15 protein-coding genes and 1 pseudogene are annotated in these 16,157 nt (G+C 52.3%); 3 read left to right on the top strand and 13 right to left on the bottom strand.

Going from position 1 to position 16,157, the window contains the following annotated elements:
• Window positions 1–19: 19 nt before the first annotated feature.
• Together E2F43_RS00085 and E2F43_RS00080 are read right to left on the bottom strand one after the other, a co-directional pair.
• Window positions 20–808, bottom strand: a complete 789-nt coding sequence (locus tag E2F43_RS00085) for a PhzF family phenazine biosynthesis protein (RefSeq protein ID WP_133208862.1) — start codon at window positions 806–808, stop codon at window positions 20–22.
• 58 nt (window positions 809–866) lie between these two features.
• Complete coding sequence (locus E2F43_RS00080; protein WP_133208861.1) at window positions 867–1,454, bottom strand: carboxymuconolactone decarboxylase family protein; 588 nt, start codon at window positions 1,452–1,454, stop codon at window positions 867–869.
• Between the two features lie 160 nt (window positions 1,455–1,614).
• Between E2F43_RS00080 and E2F43_RS00075 the strand changes: the two genes are divergently transcribed.
• Window positions 1,615–2,283 carry a winged helix-turn-helix transcriptional regulator gene (locus E2F43_RS00075; RefSeq protein WP_133208860.1) on the top strand — a complete coding sequence of 223 codons (669 nt, stop codon included), beginning with the start codon at window positions 1,615–1,617 and terminating at the stop codon, window positions 2,281–2,283.
• Between the two features lie 98 nt (window positions 2,284–2,381).
• Here E2F43_RS00075 and E2F43_RS00070 read toward each other — a convergent pair whose 3' ends face one another.
• The 10 genes from E2F43_RS00070 to E2F43_RS00025 all read right to left on the bottom strand — a co-directional run bounded on the left by E2F43_RS00070 (window position 2,382) and on the right by E2F43_RS00025 (window position 13,413).
• Window positions 2,382–3,086: an integrase core domain-containing protein gene (locus E2F43_RS00070; protein ID WP_238946774.1), complete on the bottom strand. Its 705-nt coding sequence runs from the start codon at window positions 3,084–3,086 to the stop codon at window positions 2,382–2,384.
• 432 nt (window positions 3,087–3,518) lie between these two features.
• Window positions 3,519–4,838 carry a sugar MFS transporter gene (locus E2F43_RS00065; protein ID WP_133208859.1) on the bottom strand — a complete coding sequence of 440 codons (1,320 nt, stop codon included), beginning with the start codon at window positions 4,836–4,838 and terminating at the stop codon, window positions 3,519–3,521.
• A 58-nt stretch (window positions 4,839–4,896) separates the two neighbouring features.
• Entirely contained in the window at window positions 4,897–6,417 is a 1,521-nt protein-coding gene (locus E2F43_RS00060) for an alkaline phosphatase (RefSeq protein ID WP_133208858.1), read from the bottom strand.
• 54 nt (window positions 6,418–6,471) lie between these two features.
• Window positions 6,472–7,698, bottom strand: coding sequence for a Ca2+-dependent phosphoinositide-specific phospholipase C (locus tag E2F43_RS00055; RefSeq protein WP_133208857.1), 1,227 nt, complete (start codon window positions 7,696–7,698; stop codon window positions 6,472–6,474).
• Window positions 7,699–7,812: 114 nt separating this feature from the next.
• Window positions 7,813–10,044, bottom strand: coding sequence for a TonB-dependent receptor (locus tag E2F43_RS00050; RefSeq protein ID WP_165954129.1), 2,232 nt, complete (start codon window positions 10,042–10,044; stop codon window positions 7,813–7,815).
• Window positions 10,045–10,224: 180 nt separating this feature from the next.
• On the bottom strand, window positions 10,225–11,439 hold the full coding sequence (locus E2F43_RS00045) for a helix-turn-helix domain-containing protein (RefSeq protein ID WP_133208855.1): 1,215 nt from the start codon (window positions 11,437–11,439) through the stop codon (window positions 10,225–10,227).
• A gap of 35 nt (window positions 11,440–11,474) precedes the next feature.
• Entirely contained in the window at window positions 11,475–12,344 is an 870-nt protein-coding gene (locus E2F43_RS00040; protein ID WP_165954128.1) for an integrase core domain-containing protein, read from the bottom strand.
• A gap of 16 nt (window positions 12,345–12,360) precedes the next feature.
• On the bottom strand, window positions 12,361–12,885 hold the full coding sequence (locus tag E2F43_RS00035; protein WP_133208853.1) for a DUF6933 domain-containing protein: 525 nt from the start codon (window positions 12,883–12,885) through the stop codon (window positions 12,361–12,363).
• A 25-nt stretch (window positions 12,886–12,910) separates the two neighbouring features.
• A complete protein-coding gene (locus E2F43_RS00030) occupies window positions 12,911–13,174 on the bottom strand; it encodes a Txe/YoeB family addiction module toxin (RefSeq protein ID WP_133208852.1) in 264 nt (87 codons plus the stop codon).
• The gene (locus E2F43_RS00025) at window positions 13,171–13,413 is read right to left on the bottom strand and encodes a type II toxin-antitoxin system Phd/YefM family antitoxin (RefSeq protein WP_133208851.1); all 243 of its coding nucleotides are present in this window, start codon (window positions 13,411–13,413) and stop codon (window positions 13,171–13,173) included. The genes E2F43_RS00030 and E2F43_RS00025 overlap by 4 nt, the downstream gene beginning before the upstream one ends.
• A 737-nt stretch (window positions 13,414–14,150) precedes the next feature.
• Here E2F43_RS00025 and E2F43_RS18975 point away from each other — a divergent pair.
• The gene (locus E2F43_RS18975) at window positions 14,151–14,288 is read left to right on the top strand and encodes a hypothetical protein (protein WP_165954127.1); all 138 of its coding nucleotides are present in this window, start codon (window positions 14,151–14,153) and stop codon (window positions 14,286–14,288) included.
• A 55-nt stretch (window positions 14,289–14,343) separates the two neighbouring features.
• Here the strand turns inward: E2F43_RS18975 and E2F43_RS00020 are convergent, their stop codons facing one another.
• Window positions 14,344–15,450, bottom strand: coding sequence for a zinc-dependent alcohol dehydrogenase family protein (locus E2F43_RS00020; RefSeq protein WP_133208850.1), 1,107 nt, complete (start codon window positions 15,448–15,450; stop codon window positions 14,344–14,346).
• Between the two features lie 626 nt (window positions 15,451–16,076).
• Here E2F43_RS00020 and E2F43_RS19515 point away from each other — a divergent pair.
• Window positions 16,077–16,157 (top strand): annotated as a pseudogene (locus E2F43_RS19515) (IS6 family transposase); the annotation flags it as partial.

The raw sequence follows: 16,157 nt of genomic DNA, 5'->3' as shown, positions 1-16,157 counted from the left end.
TTGGGTGCTCCGTGTGTATTTAGATTTCGATAATTCCCGAGAGATAGCTCACCGCTTTGCCCTGGATGAAAACCCTGTCTCTATCCACTTTGCACAGCAGTTCGCCACCGCGCCTGGAGGCTTGATAAGCCCTTAAATCCTGTTTCCCCAGTCGCTCGGACCAGAATGGCGCAAGGCCGGTGTGTATGGAGCCGGTAACCGGGTCTTCATCGCCGCCATTGGCAGGCCAGAAATAACGTGACACGAAATCATAGCCCGCCGCTGGTGCTGTAACGGTCACATCGTAAGGCTTGAGTTGCCTGATTTTATCCTGGTCCTGCTCAACCGCAAAAACCTGCTCTGCATCGCTATAAATAGCGAAATAGGCTTGTTGATTAACGTAGACTTCAGTAGGTTTAATGGACAGGCCGTCAATCAGTGCTTCAGGGATATCATCGACTGGCTCAGGCATTCTGTTTGGAAATATCATTTGGATAAAACCATCCCGGGCTTTATGGACCTCAAGTTCCCCAACGGCTTTGGCATAGAAGTTGATTGATCTTAACTTGCTGTACTGATTAAACAGCACGTAAGCTGTGGCCAGAGTTGCGTGACCGCAGAACTCTATCTCCGTCAGGGGAGAGAACCAGCGAATACGATAACCCGCTTTCGTCTTGACGGCAAAGGCAGTTTCGGAGAGGTTGTTTTCTGCCGCGATTGACTGCATCAGTTCATCGCTCAGCCATGTGTCTGAAATAATGACTGCGGCGGGATTGCCTTTGAATAATGAATCAGTAAATGCGTCGATGTAATGGACATTAAGCTTCATTCAGGTGGACCTCTGGTTTGGGTGCGACCTTGCCTAAAGAGGAGGCGCAGGTGGCCAGTTATTGTCTGGCATACTCCTGGTTGGTCGCTTTCGCATTTCGTCCTTCCCAGGCGTACGTTTGGAAGGCAGCATCAAGTTCGAGCTCCAGCCCGATACTCACGTAGTTACTGAAGGTTTTGACACAGACGCCAATGATCACTTCGAAGAACTGCTGCCGGCTGTAACCTGCGGCCAGAAAATTCTCGATGTCAGTCTCAGATACGCGGCCCCGGCCTCTTACCATCTGGCGAACCAGCTTGTTCAGCGCCTGTAGTTTTTCGTCTTCGAGTGGTCTCATTTCTCGCATCGCGTCCACATCCCGCTGTGGCATGTTTATCTGGTTTGCAAAAGCCGTATGGCCTGCCACGCAGTAAACACAGTTATTTTCTGTACTTGTGGCAAGTAGTACTATCTGCTGCTCTTCTGGACTCAGGGATGATTCTGCAAAGGCGCCGTTAAGAGTGACGAAGGTTTCCAGTGCCAGTGGTGACTCTGCAATGGCCGCGAATACATTGGGGAGCAAGCCAATGCTTTCCTTCACACTTTGCAGCGCTGTATGTGAATCGCTGGGCGCCGTATCAACCGTATGTGCCTTGAACGTATTCATATGTCTATCTCCGATCTGGTTGTTGTGCAACGCGATAGCATCATGCACCGAAAGGCAGGAGCAGACTGCTTCATTTCGTATAGCAACCAACTATGCAAAACATAGTTACTAACTATGTAGAATGAAGTTACTATAAGTGCTCAATCAGCGGGAGAAAACCATGGAGTATGGCCAGTTCTGCCCCATAGCAAAAGCGACCGAGATTCTTGGTGAGAAGTGGACAATACTCATCCTCAGGGAGCTTCTTATGGGAAGTTCCCGGTTCAACGAGCTGCAAAGAGGGCTAAGTATGATATCGCCTGCTGTTTTGACTAAACGCTTGTCTACACTGGCGGAGTACGGCCTGATAGTGAAGAAAAAGTTGCCCGGACAGAAGGGGCATGAGTACCTGCCGACAAAATCTGCTGAAGAATTACTGCCAATCTTTATAGATATTGGTAATTGGGGCATGCGCTGGACCAGGGTGCACCTGACCAGTAACGACTTCGATGTGGACTTTCTTATGACTTACCTGAGGAGAAGCATTCAGCCAGGTAACTTACCCGGTAAGGAAACTGTCATTAAGTTTCACTTTACCGATATCGAACAGCAACCGGACTGGTGGATTCTCGTAAACGGTATGGAAGTTGATTTATGCACTATCGATCCGGGAAAAGAGCCCGACGTTTATTTCACCTCCACCGTGAAGTGCTTGTCGGATATCTGGATGGTTGAGACAACGTACAGAAAGGAAATTAACTCAGGTGATCTCAAACTGGTTGGTCCAGGTATGCTGACAAAAAATGTCTCGCAATGGATGTCGAACTGTATGTTCGCACCGGGTCAGTGATGACTGCCACGGGTATGGTGCTGACAAGTTACCCTTGTATGTGAGTTGGCGATCGATGAAAATCCAATTGATATACCTGTCCCTGGCGAATTGTTAAATCAAGCCGCCACTGGAAGTAGAAAGAGACCTCGATAGTGCTTTTTCCAGCAGTAATGGTTCAGATCAATGACTTTCGTGCCTGAAGACTCGACTGGCGTTGCGCCGCTGCGGCTGGAATGACACCGGTTCTTGTTGAAATACAGTTGATAGGCGCGCAACTTTTTTTCGAGGTCGGTCTGAGTCCTGAAGAGAGTCTGATCCAACAGTTCTCGCCTAACGCTGCCAATGAGTCGCTCAACGAACGGGTGTGACATGGGAACGGAGGGTAACGATTTGATTTCCTCGATGTTGAGGATATTGAGATTGGCTTTCCACTGCCGATATTGAAACAGGGGATCATTGTCAGAACTGAGCCGCTGCGGCCAGCCTTCGCCAGAAGTAGCATCGTTGAACATACGGCAGGCTGCGGGGCCATCGACGTCTCCAACGTGGACGGCAAAGCCAACAATCCTGCGCGTGTACTGGTCCATAACCACCATGATCCAGTGGGTCCTTAAAGTGATGGACTCGGCACAGCATAGATCTACATTCCATAGGCTGTCCTTTGCATGACCGAGGGTAGTCAGCCAGGAGGGGCCGCGATCAGCGGGATCTGGTTTGTAGTGGACCGCTAACACACGCCGGACTACCAGGTCTAAACCAAGAGCCAAGTTGATCTGCTGTGCGATGCGAGGACAGCCATATCGTGGATTTCGCTGTTTCATTTCCACGATTGCTGCGATGACCTCCTCTGACTGTCCTTTCGGCCCTGGCTTCCTTCCTCCACGGGGAGAGTAAAGGAGGTGATACTTCCGTTTCTTCAGGGCTTTGTGAAAGGCGAGTCAGGTGGATGGCTGGATGATGACGGCTACTCGTCGAACCCGTCCGGGGCTCAAGAATATTGATAAGAATCCCAATATCGTGCGATCTTGAGTATTCAAATTCGGCGCTCTCTGGCGTGCTCGGCTGTGAATGATGAGTGGCTGCTCCAAGAGTAGATTCTCGGCAATGACGGTGCGGTATCCACCAGGCCGGAGTAGTTTGGCAAGTGCGGAAGGTCGATGTAAAAGTAGCAAGATCGCGCCGTTCATAGCGACCGACGGTAATATTCAGGTGCGTGTGGTAGCAAGTGCTAGGAGTCTGATAGTATTAGACAGTTACTGATTCGCCATGCACACGGACTTAGCAGGGATAGAGCCGCGCAATCCATAGTAGGCAATATAGATATAACACAGAAGCGGAATGATAAAGGCCTGCTGCAATCCCAGGCTATCTGCGGCGACGCCCTGCACAAGCGGCACAATCGCGCCGCCCACAATAGCCAGGCACACTATCCCGGAGCCCTGACTGGTATGTGTTCCCAACTGGGCAATTGCCAGCGAAAAGATCGTGGGAAACATGATTGAGTTGCACAAACCTACCAGTAGAATCGCCCACATCGCCAGACTGCCACTGCCCAACATTGCAGTCGTGACAAGAATAACAGCGCATAGAGCATTGCAGCACAGTAGCCGCCCCGGCTTGACATACCGCATGACGACTGCGCCGATAAAACGGCCCACCATCGCGCCCCCCCAATAGTAGGCAATGTAATGAGCCGCCTGCGATTCTTCCATTGCGGCAATATTTTCCTGAGCGAGAAAGTTCACCAAAAAGCTGCCTATAGCCACCTCTGCGCCAACGTACAGGAAAATGCCTAAAGCGCCGAGTACGAGATGCGTCTGAGACCATATGCTGCCGTTTTCCGTCGGTGTCTGTTGCGTAGCGTGGTGGGAGTGAATGACAGGCAACTTTAGCTGGCTGAACATGATCGCCATTACTGCAAGAATACTCGCAAGCAGTATATAGGGAAGCTTCACCGCATCCGCCTGGGCCTGTTTTCCCGCCTCGGCATCCAGCCCCGTTGTCGAGACTGAAAGTATTAGCACGGCACCGATAAAAGGTGCAACAGTAGTCCCCAGTGAATTGAAGGCCTGCGTCATATTAAGACGACTGGAAGCCGTATGAGGGCTTCCCAGCGCCGCAACGTAGGGGTTCGCTGAAACCTGCAATACGGTGATGCCAGATGCCAGGACAAACAGTGCGCCCAGAAATAGCGGATACCTCAAATAACTGGCAGCTGGATAAAAAAGCAGTGCGCCTAAACTTGCAACGAGTAGACCGATGACAACACCCCTACCGTAACCAATGCGCTTGACCAGCGCCCCGGCTGGCAATGATATGAGAAAGTAGGCCCCGAAAAAGCAAAACTGAATCAACATGGCCTCGGTGTAATTGAGGTCAAAAACGGCTTTAAGGTGGGGAATCAGAATGTCATTGAGGCAGGTGATGAAGCCCCAGGTAAAGAACAACATGGTAAGCGCGGTCAGCGCAGGGAGATATTTACCCGGCGTATCCTGATCTACTCCGTTCGTCGTATTGCCTTGGGCTTGATTACCCGCTGCCATGTCGTTGGTTGAAACGTGCTGCCCTGCCATATGGGGTCTCCGTTGTTCTCGCTATTCTGACCATGCTGATTGCCGGCTTTTCTTACACTTATAAGCGGGCGGCGTGAACCATCACGTGGTAAAGGTAGTTTTGCTCAACCACGCCTCTGATTAGATGAGCCGACGGACCGCGCGCATAAACCGCAACATCCTCGCCGGCATGCATCCCCTCCCGCAGTGGAACCAGGGAGGGTTGTTTGAAGTTTTTTGCCGAAGTGTCAGTGTTATGGACGTCCGTACGGTGTTTTTCCAGGGTGGCACCCGGGCCGTAATGGTAGCCCAGAGTGGTATAGGCCTTGTCATCCAGGGCCTTCTCATATACGTCCTGTGCCTTACCATACTTATTATTCGCACGTACTTTGCCCAGAATAGGATTGCCCCTCGTCGGTGCTCCTCCCATGGTTAAGGTATGCGAGTGATCAGCGGTGACAATAATCAAGGTGTCACTCCGGCTGGTCATCTCCAATGCCTTGTCCACCGCCTCGGCCAGGGCAACCGTCTCGCTTAAAGCACGATAAGCATTCCCGGCATGATGCCCTTTGTCCACCAGCGCGGCTTCAACAAGCAGAAAATAGCCGTCCTTGTGTTGTTGCAGGATCTGCAGTGCCTTTGCTGTCATGGCTGCCAGTGAAGGCTCCCCACCGACGTCTTCAACACGGTCCGCCTCAAACGCCATATGGCTTGCATCAAAGAGGCCCAGAACAGGACCTGCGGACTGAGAGGACAACTTTCTGAGCATTGCCTCATTCCAGATATACCTGCCATCAGGGTATTTCTGTCGCCACTCTGCAATGAGGTTTCTCTCGTCTGCCCTTTTCCCTGCATCCCCTTCCCCATCAACAAGAGACAGGGGCAGAAAATTTTCTCGACCGCCGCCAAACGCCACCTCAATACCGTTACCGTGAGGAAACTCAAGGAATTGCAGTGCAATATCCTTGCAGCCCGCTGCCTTCTCTGCCAGCGGAACGTTTACATCATTCTCCCAATCCCTTTCCGGAACATGCGCGTAGGCCGTCGCTGGGGTCGCATGCGTCAATCGTGACGTGGTTACGATACCCGTAGCCAGGCCTCTCTGTTCTGCAAGCTCCAGAAAACTTGTCACATGATGCCCTCTGGATGAAAGACAGTCGCCTCGCGTTACCGACTGGTCTACTGAGATAACCCCGGCTTTGGTTTTAACGCCGGTCATGAACGCAGTGGCGGTACCTGCTGAGTCCGGCACCTGCTGGTTGACGTTGTAAGTCTTGGACAGGGCCACATTGGGAAACACCTCCCAGGCAAGAACATGGTCTTCGCCCATCATGCCCAGGGACTGCCCTTCAAAGATGCGCGATGCCGTCACTGTGCTGACACCCATGCCATCACCAATAAAGAGAATAATACTCTTCGCTTTGCCTTTCACCGGCGCATGCGCGAGATTCTTGTGCAAGGTTTCCTGTGCCACAACGAACCAATTGCTATTCGCTTGAGGTAAGTACAACTCTGGCGTCGCTGTGCTGCCGGGAAATGAAAGAGACAACAATGCCGGAAGAAAAAGCCCTGCAAGATAAGGTCGGGCTGTGCGAAGCATAAATGCTCTCCAGGAAATTCTACGCGTCTGGTCTGGTCATTTTCTCTTATGCAATCACTGACCGATTGAGCAGTTGCTCGCCGAGTTAACCGGGTTACAGCGCGCGCCGCCGGAAAAAGGGGTAACCGAATAGCTATTGCCGTATATATTGGGCAGCGTAAAAAAGTCAGTTGATATCACTTGTGCGCCACTGGCCAGCGTTTTATCCCTGCGTTCTGTCGCGTTCAGCAATGCTTCATGGGTGTCGATATCAGCGCGGGAGCGCACCAGATAACCGCGCTTGACCAGGGAGGGAATAACAGCGGGGTCGGAGAGATGATTGTCCACCATGACAAAGGCAGTATGGGGCATGCCGGGTTTACCCTGCATGAACGCCATTCTCCCTTCAAGGGATGGCTTGTTGGCAATATAGGGAGAAAGCGCACTGAAGTTCTCACCCGGCACCAGCAACAAGAACACAAACTTACCACGTGACTGATCAAGCCCGGGCCAATTATCCTGAATCAATGCGGCGTGTTCCAGCGTAGGCGCCGTGCCGCGCAGGTCATCCGGCGCAAAGACCCGTTCCCGACCCAGGACCTCGCGTATGCTGTTGTCCATCTCATCGAAGTCCGACCCGGAAAAGGCTTCTACTTCTGCCGCCCCTGGTATAGCCCGGTCCAGCCCCGGCAGTTTCGGTTCCAGCAAGACGAATACCGGTGAATGTCCCGGGTTTTGCTCGGACCACTGTAGCATTTGCGTTAAGCAGATCCTGAAAGTCGGACAGTAACTGCGAAAATCCACATCCGCTACATGCAGTACTTTCAGGCCCGTTTCCCGCAAGGCATCGTCATATAGCGGTGCCAGGTTTTTCTCTCCCGCTGCGCGCAGTTGTCGATACGGCAAAGGGTCGGCAAAGCGTCCCCCTTCGCGATCCACGTAGAGATCTATTTCCAGGCTGCGCAGCCCGGCACGCAGCTGGTATTCCAGGGGTGGGTGAACGTAGTCCAGCGATGCACCAAAACCTTGCTCGAGCAAGACCGGGTGCTCTTCTGCAAATTTGGTCTTCTCTTGTGGAGACATTTTTTCGAACATGGCTTCAAATATGGCTTGTAGTCTCGGCGCCATGATCGCCATTGTTCTTGGGTCGGGAGGCTGGGCGTAGCTGTTGTGCGTGCCGATCACCTGGATTTGATTGAGCCGAGGTTGTGTAAGCTCGCTGGCTGCTGCGGCTATACTGATCCCCGCCAACGCCCCTACTACGAGCAAGAGCGGGTTGCAAAGCAATTTACGAAAGTTCATACATTCGTCCTGCCTGATGGATTTACGCTTGCCGATTCGGGCCAACGTCGCTGGTATTCCTCCAACTGGCGATAGGCGGCGAGGCCCACGCTAGCTGGCACACCGAATGACGGGCTAAAAGTTGAACCGGGCCTCTACCCCAAAGTAGCGCTGAGTACTGCGAGGCGTAACCTGCGCCCGCGCCGTGGCATTGCCGAAAAGCCTTGAGACGTCCAGTTTGCTGGTGGCGTAGCCTTCATCCAACAGGTTATTGGCAAACAGCGTTACGCTGTAACGACTGGCCTTGTCATTGACGCCCAGCCGTAAATTGACGACTCCATAGCTGTCTTGCGTCAGGTTGGGGTTCTGGTTAATCGACAGGAGCGTGTCATCCTGCCAGGAGTACAGCAGGTTTGCGAAGGCATCAAAGGGCATGGTGTCCAGCGGCAGTTGGTAGTCCAGCACCGCTGTATATTTCCACTCGGGAGCATAGGGAAGGCTGCCACCATCAATGGTCTGAGCCTGGTTAACACAGCCCTGCTCTTCAGTTTGCCCGGTGTAACAGCTCGCACCGTCATAGTCATTCACGACCGCGTCAATATACGCAGCGTTGAAAGTCAGGGTCGCATTCGGACTCAATAAGGCGATGCTCTCCAGTTCGACACCACGCGTATTGAGCTCGCCCACGTTGTTCAGCTCGAATCTGATGACATCATCGACGATTTCCGCGCGCTGCACCTGAAAGCCCTCGTAGGTTGTATAGAACGCCACGAGGTTAAGCTGTAACCGCCTCTCCCAGAGGTTACCTTTCACACCGATCTCGTAAGAGTCCGATGTCTCGGGGTCGATCAGGTTCCTTACCCCCACATCGAGATCAAACACCTGGCCTTTATAGCCCCGCGTATAGCTGGCGAAGGCCATCGTATCCTCGCCAATAAAGTGCTGCAGCGACAGCTTACCTACGACCTGTTCATCGCTGGCCGTGTCTGAAAAGGGAGTGTCCTCGGCGTTGGCGAAGTTTTCGTAATCTGCCGATATTTCCTCTTTGATCCAGCGCAACCCGCCGGTGATGCTGGTGCTGTCGGTAAATCGCCAGGTCAGCTGGCCGAAAAGGCCCAGGTTTTCGTTTCCGGCGCTGGACGCAAAGTCGGCGGGAGCAAGGCTCAGGTTGCGGAAGAAGGTTCGCTTGGTTTCAGCATCTGAATAGTACAGGCCGACCACATAGTCATAGCTGTCGTAAGCTGGCGAGGCAATGCGAATTTCCTGAGAGAAAAAGTCAGTTTCAAACCACCCCACTGAATACAGGCCGCCGCTTTCGCGACCGCCTGTCAAATACTTCAATACGTCAATATCCCCGAAATCGACATCCTGGTTAACGTTGAACTCCCAGTTATCGACAGCGGTGATTGACGTCAGCGTGAATTCACCCAGTTCGACGTTCACTTTTACGTTAGCGCCCCTGGTGGTCGAGTCATTTTGTGGCCCGTCATCGGCACGAAAATCCTGGTTGTCTTCTCCGGGTGTAATACCCTCGGCAACCGCCTCAGGAATAAACCCGAAGAGTTTTGCCTCGGGGTCAAACTCCGTCCACACCCTCGCGCAACAGTTGGTTTCATCTTTCATGTAATAAGCGGTAAAGTCAGTCTGTATAGTCTCGTTAACATCCCATCTAAGTCTGCCGCGTATATTCTTGTTTTTGCTACCGTTTTTGTCTTTCTCCCCAGCAGTCAAGTTACGAATGTAACCGTCGCGATCGCTCCAGATTCCACTCAATCGATAGCCCAGGCTATCGCCCAATGGGCCAGATATCGATGCCGCCACCTTGGTTTCATCATCGTCGGTAGCAGTCAATACAAGGTACGATTCCAATTCTTCACTGGGTGCTTTGGTGGTAATACTCAGCAATCCTGCCGAGGCACTTTTCCCAAACAGGGTATTCTGGGGCCCGCGCAAGACCTCTACCCGCTCTATATCCATCAAGCCCGCCATCGTCTGTCCGGACTGTACGGCGGCAACCTCGTCTACAATAACCGCTACACTCTGCTCTACGCCGATTCCGAACGTGATCGTGCCAATACCCCGTATACTGAAGGCACTGTTCTGGGCGTGATTTGCCTCTCTGACGGTCAACGAAGGTGCAATCTTGACCAGGTCTGTGGTCGACTGAATGCCAATACTATCGATCATGTCTCCGCTGATGACGGTGAGTGCGACGGGGATGTCCTGCGCACTTTCGACGCGTTTCTGAGCTGTGACAAGTACTTCTTCGATCACCAGATCCTGGGCCGAAACGGGCATATTGGCACTAGCCAGACTGGCGGCAACGACCGGTGCAAGTATCCAACGGGATGGAGATGTGGGCTGCATACGCTTTCCTTTTCTTATTCTTCGGATGGAGTTGTGCTCCATCTGGTGACTAGATACCCGGCGTTCCCATGTATCCACACGACCACCGAATCCCTACTGCAGCTCAATACAAGCACATGGCAAGGGCTGCAGACCTCCGATCTTAGAAGTCAGGAGGCGAAAAAGGAGAAAGATGGCGTTTTAACGTTGCGTCTGCAGTTGGCGACGGTACTGGCTGGGGGTGCACTGGGCATGTTTTCTGAACTGGGCATAAAAAGAAGACTCTGAACTGAACCCGGAGGACAGGGCAATATCCAGCACTTTACGCTGCTTGTGGTCGGGGTTAGCCAGCAGACGTTGCGCATAGGCGACCCGCTGGCTATTAATGTAGTCAAAAAAGGTCACCTGAGCCCGGCTGTTTATCACCTGCGACAAGTGGGCCGTCGACATCCCCAGAGTGTCTGCCAGTTGCTTGATCGTCAGGCCACTGCGTAGATAAGGTTGCTCTTCGTCCATGGCATGCTGCAATCGCTGCCAGTGCTTCTCGGCATCTGCCGCAGACAGACCTGTGTTGTGGTATTTGGATTCGCTATCACCGCCCTCAACTCCAGGGTCACTACTATTGGCCTGCGTACCATATATCTGCGGTTGGCGGACACCCATCCAGCCGGCGTAATAAATTAGTAGGAACATCACCAGTACCGGAACCACACGGCCCCCTGAGGATACAGGGTCCTGGGAAAAGAGCCGCAGCATCAAAAACACCAAAGAGATCAAACTTACTGCCAGCACCAGCCAATTGAGCCAGCGCAACCAGTTAAGGTTAATCAGCTCAATATCAGAGAAAACCAGTTCAATACGCCTGCGGTGTTTTTCCAGTTGCCAAAGTACCAGCACAGCATAACTACCAAGGTGGAACATCAACGCCACGAACTGTATGGCATAGATTTTTGATGCCATTGGCAGCACTGCCAGCTGATAAGCCTGGTCCTGGGCGCTCACATGTTGTGCGAAATACAACTCGGCGGCTGCCTGCTTGGCCTCCGTTGTTTGCAGATACACAGGCAAGTACAGCAGTAGGCTGAACAATACCGGAAGGAAGTGCCAGGCCACGTTGCCGGAAAACTTGAATTCGCGGTCGGTGAGTGTTTTCGTGTATAGAAAAAGCAGTGGTCCCAGTGCAAAGAATAAAAATTGCCCCAGACCTGAAACCCATGGATAGCGTCGCGTCAGCCCGCTGTGCAGCAAGAAGGTTTGCAGCAGACTGACTCCCACAATCAGGACAAATACGGCCAGATACTCACTGGCCCGACGATTGTCGCGCGCCTGGAACCACAGAAGTGGAGCGATAAACCCAACAAGAGACAAGCCCAGCAATGCGCTCAGAGCCGTAGAGTCCATCTCAATCAATCGCATCGCAATCCATTCCTTGTCCCTGGCGAATTCGTAATTCAGGCCGCTGTTGGTAGGCGAAAGAGTCCGCGACAGTGCATTTCCCAGCGATACTGATCGAGATCAGCGACCTTATTGCTGGCAATCCCCACCGGAGGCGCACCTTCCCGGCTGGAGTGGCATCGAGATTCGTTGTAATACTGCTGGTAAGCTTTCAGTTTTTTCTCCAGATCTTCCGCAGTCCAGAAAAAACTCTGATCCAGTAGTTCTCGACGGACGCTCCCGATCAATCGTTCTACAAACGGATGCGACATCGGCACATGTGGCAGAGATTTCACCTCCTCAATTTTGAGAACTCGCAAATTTGATTTCCAGCGATGATATTGAAATAGCGGATCATTGTCGGAGCTGACGTGCCGAGGCCAGCCTTGATTGCGAGTAGCCTCATTGAACATCCGGCACAGTCTGCGTCCGTCCACATCGCCGGCACACACTCCAAAACCAATTATCCTGCGGGTGTGCTGATCCAGCACCACCATGATCCAGTGTGCTTTGAGTGAGATGGATCCGGTGCGAAAAAGATCGATACTCCATAAGCTATCCTTCGCATGGCCGAGAGCTGTAAGCCAAGAGGGGCCGCCACCAGGCTCTGGTTTATAGTGAGCGGCCAGTATGCGCCGGACAGTATCCTTGTTCAGGTCCAACCCGAAAGCCAGATTGATCTGCTGTGCAGTTCTGTGGCATCCGAACCGAGGGTTCCGATGTTTGATCTCGACTATGGCATTGATCACATCTCTGGACGGCCCTTTGGGACCGGGCTTGTTGCCTCCATGGGTGGAATACAGTTTCTGGTATTTCCGTTTTACAAGCGCAGCGTGAAATCGGAGTAGGGTGGAAGGTCGAATAATTATGGAAAATGACTGAGTCATTAGAGTTCCTATTTCGCTAATGCACATCTCCAACCGGCTGCCATCGCGTCTGCAACAGCCTCAGCGAATCGCGGCCGGGCCAGATCGTCGCTTGTGCTCGTCCGCAGCGGCAGGGGGTTTCGGCAAGCTTGTCTTCAGCGATCTCCAAGTCTTCCATCTCCCAGCCCCCGATGGGCAGGTAGTAAGGTATAACTTTGGCGAAATCGACCATCGTACCAACTACCGAGCGATCCTGTGTTTTACCCACCATTACCGCTTGCATTGCTGCCACCTCGGCATCGACAGTGGTCTGGTCAGCGCCGAGCCGTTGGAGTCGGTTCTGAACAAGCTCTGGAAAATGTTGTGGCAGGTTTTTCACGTCTCGCGCAGGTGTAATCATGGCGAGCAACGAGTTCGCCACTACGCAGAGCAGCAGAGGTTGGCGATCGACAACAATCCGGTTGATATACCAGTCGCCGAGAGCAGTATCGGAAAAATCGGAGGGGCTTGCTGTCGTGTGCAAAACCTTCAGCAGCTTATGGGTTCCTCTCAATACGACCATGTAGGCGGCCTTGTCATCTTTGAGGCTATTCGTAGTGAGTCCATAGCCGTAAGACCTTGATGGCCTTCTCCTTCTCCAGTACCTGGTAGACCAAACGGTGCTGGATGTTGATCCGGCGGGAATATGTGCCAGCGAGATCTCCGACCGGCTTTTCATAGGGTGGTGGGGTCTGGAACGGGTTGTTCTCAATTATCCGCAGTAACTCCTGGGCCTTGTCTTTCAATCCCGAAGAGGCGAGCTTTCGGGCGTCTTTTTGAGCCTGCTTCGTGTAATGAAGTGTCCAGGTCACCAGTCAATCTCGCGATCGCACTCATCGAGGGGGGTCGCTAGCCCTTCACGAATGGATTCACGCATGGCGGGTAAGGAGAGCAAGTGCAGCGTTTCGTTGATAGCATTCCAATCTTCTTCGGCCAGCAGGACGGCGTTGCCCCGCTTGCCTGTGATCAGGATGGGTTCGTGGCTATCGCTGGTTTCATCGATCAGGGCATAGAGCCTGGATCGAGCTTCTGTAGCATTCAGTGTTGTCATAAGGCACCTCCAGACAAATCAACGTACGCTAAGGCGTACGCATTTGTCAACACTTACAAATGTCGTGCAGTGGTCCTGAACCCAGTAACTCCTCGGAGTGTGAACGCTTAACAAGATATCATCCGGACAAGTGTTTGGGGGTCGGCAGGTAGAGTTCCCTGATATTTCCCTGTTACTTGTTGGTGTTAAACATGAGCGCCGGAAAAAGTACCAATAAAAACAGAAGGTTAGAGTAGGGTAGGAGGCAGGGCAACCATGAGATTTACATCATTCCCTGTAGATTTCCCGCTTTCAGGGAAATTTCTGGAGACGATACCTGGTGAGACTGCCTCCACCCCAGGCATTCACGCGCGAAAACCGTCTCCAGAGTAGGGATGCGATCACTCTTGAGACTGCCTCCACCGCCATACAGTCTGCAGTAGAGACAGAGACTCCCTGGTCTTGCCGCAGAATCACGCGAAAGCCCGCAAATTGCGGGCTTTTGCATTTCTGGAACTAGCGTAACAGTGATTGGGAGACGTGCCGTCAGGTCCAGAATCGCCTGTTTTCTCTAACGGCGTTTTCGCCAGTCACTAGTGGGGGAGTTGACTTAGCCCGAAGTGTGAGCGCTGGGCTTCCCATTCGATGGGGAAGTCCTTTTTCATCAGCTCCAGGGTGAGCCATTGGGAATACTGGTACCACCGATGCTGCATGCACAGCAATCAGTCTCAGCTTCCCAGGTTGGGAGTCCCACCACGATGGCGCAGATGCTGGAATTCTCCGCTCGCCATAATGTTAAGCCCGAAACAGAGCATTTTCGCTTTGACCAGGTCAACGAAGCGATAGCGCGTTTTGAAAGTGGCAACGCGCGCTATCGCGTGGTGCTCAGTCGCTAGTTGGAAATGGCGCGAGAAGTATCGAACTCTTGCTCCAATCTGCAGTCAAGCACTATTAGCCAGGGTTTGGCACAATAAGTACCTTGCCATTCCTGCCACGTTGCGCAGCGCGCGAGACTGCTTGCTTGATCTCGTCAACGGTAAAGCGAGAATCAACATCGGCTTTTAGAGCGCCACTGGCAATCAACGGAATAATTTCTCCGAAGGCCGCCTGCTTTTCTTTCATCCCGGCTGTTTCAAACCATTTTGATAACCAAAATCCCCTTATACGAATGTCGTTAAAAATCGTTATTGCTGTATTTAAGGTCGCGGGCTTCCCAGACAGTACGCCATAAGCCACTAGAGTACCACCATGGCCGAGGCTCTTAGCCAGGCGAGTAAACGTTTCACCACCAACGGCATCGATTGCGAGTGAAACAGGCGCATTGCCAGTAGCACTGGCAATTTGATCGGCAAGATCTGGCCCATCGATCAATACGACATCTGCACCCTTTGACATCATCTCCTCGGCTAAGCCCTCTCGGCGAACAACATTAACCGTCTTTATTCCACGTTGTTTTGCGAGTTGGATAACATATCCCCCAACTGCAGAATTTGCAGCGCTCTGCACAAGCCAGTCGCCTTCTTCAAGTTCAACAAAGGAAGTCAGCATGAGTAATGCAGTAAGCGGGTTCACCGTCGTCATAGAAAGTTGTTCGATCACCGCAGTACTCGGACTGCCAAGATCAGGTAAGGGAATAAAATTGGCTGCCGGTGCAACTATTTCATCACGCCAGGTTCCACCACCGGCAAGAAGCACCAGTTGGCCCACGACCAGGTTAGTCACCTCAGCGGAGGTCTCTACCACCCGGCCTACGCCTTCGCTACCTGGAGTGGAGGGTAATGCGGGTTCAACGCCATATTTACCGGCTATTTGTAACAAATTTGATGGGTGAATTGGGGTAGCCAGCACTCGTACTCTTATTTCACCGTTCTTTAATGATCGCGGCGCGTCTACCTTTACTACGAGTACTTCTGCGGGATTACCAAGTTGGCTGAATTCGACGTATTTAAGCTTTGCGCCGCCGTCTTGTTGCCCAGCGCCACTGCTATTGCCCGCTAGAGCCAAAGATACGGCCCCCAGGAAAAATATCAAAATCGAAACGGTAGAAAGAGTTTTCATAGTGTAGTCCTGTAGTTAAATCGTATGCTGGCTGATTGCGAAGACTGCTCTTCGCGTTCAAACCAGCGCCCTAGATATATACCCACGATCGCCCAGAGAGCTGCTATTCCAGCGCCGATGATGGCCACTGCCGCTAAACCAAGGCCAAGGCCTTGTGTTAGTCCAGTAAATGCCCAGGCCATCAGCGTATCACCGCCGCGATATGCAACAATATCGATTACGGGTTTTGCCTTGAAGCGAGTTTTCCGGTCCACTCGGGTAAAGAGCATTTCCCTGGCAGGTCTTGTGACCGCATAATTTCCTGCACGCCGAAAGATCTGAAGGCCTACCACGACGGCAATAAACGGAGAAATAGCTATAACTTGTAGGTCGTCAGAACCTTCCGGACAGATTACGTCCCGATTTAAGAGACGCTTCAGCTCATCAGGGGCTGTAATTTCATCTGATTATCGTAATGCATCTTGCGGCGCATCGCCAAGGTGTTCAGTTTAATCTGCTCTCGCCGGTCAAGGACCTGCTGTCCACGTCCATAGTAAACATCAGCTGGCGTCAGGTTATTGAGTGATTCGTGGTAGCGTTCATTAGGTATCGACAAGTTAACTCGCCGAACTTGATAGAATTGGCGCATGAATACATATAAGCGCCACCGGTTCCCTCCCGACATCATCAGCTACGCTGTCTGGCTGTACTATCGCTTCAATCTCGGC

Source organism: Seongchinamella unica (genome assembly GCF_004354085.1).
Lineage (GTDB): Bacteria > Pseudomonadota > Gammaproteobacteria > Pseudomonadales > Halieaceae > Halioglobus > Halioglobus unicus.
The sequence above is the reverse complement of the archived record's forward strand: the minus strand, read 5'-3'. Positions and strand labels throughout refer to the sequence as shown.

Bases quoted from the DNA above. Each gene is read 5' to 3' on its own strand.
- E2F43_RS00080 (WP_133208861.1), bottom strand. From the start codon at position 1,454: ATGAATACGTTCAAGGCACATACGGTTGATACGGCGCCCAGCGATTCA.
- E2F43_RS00040 (WP_165954128.1), bottom strand. From the start codon at position 12,344: ATGACTCAGTCATTTTCCATAATTATTCGACCTTCCACCCTACTCCGA.
- E2F43_RS00020 (WP_133208850.1), bottom strand. From the start codon at position 15,450: ATGAAAACTCTTTCTACCGTTTCGATTTTGATATTTTTCCTGGGGGCC.
- E2F43_RS00025 (WP_133208851.1), bottom strand. From the start codon at position 13,413: ATGACAACACTGAATGCTACAGAAGCTCGATCCAGGCTCTATGCCCTG.
- E2F43_RS00045 (WP_133208855.1), bottom strand. From the start codon at position 11,439: ATGCGATTGATTGAGATGGACTCTACGGCTCTGAGCGCATTGCTGGGC.
- E2F43_RS00050 (WP_165954129.1), bottom strand. From the start codon at position 10,044: ATGCAGCCCACATCTCCATCCCGTTGGATACTTGCACCGGTCGTTGCC.
- E2F43_RS00075 (WP_133208860.1), top strand. From the start codon at position 1,615: ATGGAGTATGGCCAGTTCTGCCCCATAGCAAAAGCGACCGAGATTCTT.
- E2F43_RS00055 (WP_133208857.1), bottom strand. From the start codon at position 7,698: ATGAACTTTCGTAAATTGCTTTGCAACCCGCTCTTGCTCGTAGTAGGG.
- E2F43_RS00035 (WP_133208853.1), bottom strand. From the start codon at position 12,885: ATGGTCGTATTGAGAGGAACCCATAAGCTGCTGAAGGTTTTGCACACG.
- E2F43_RS18975 (WP_165954127.1), top strand. From the start codon at position 14,151: ATGGCGCAGATGCTGGAATTCTCCGCTCGCCATAATGTTAAGCCCGAA.
- E2F43_RS00065 (WP_133208859.1), bottom strand. From the start codon at position 4,838: ATGGCAGGGCAGCACGTTTCAACCAACGACATGGCAGCGGGTAATCAA.
- E2F43_RS00060 (WP_133208858.1), bottom strand. From the start codon at position 6,417: ATGCTTCGCACAGCCCGACCTTATCTTGCAGGGCTTTTTCTTCCGGCA.
- E2F43_RS00070 (WP_238946774.1), bottom strand. From the start codon at position 3,086: ATGAAACAGCGAAATCCACGATATGGCTGTCCTCGCATCGCACAGCAG.
- E2F43_RS00085 (WP_133208862.1), bottom strand. From the start codon at position 808: ATGAAGCTTAATGTCCATTACATCGACGCATTTACTGATTCATTATTC.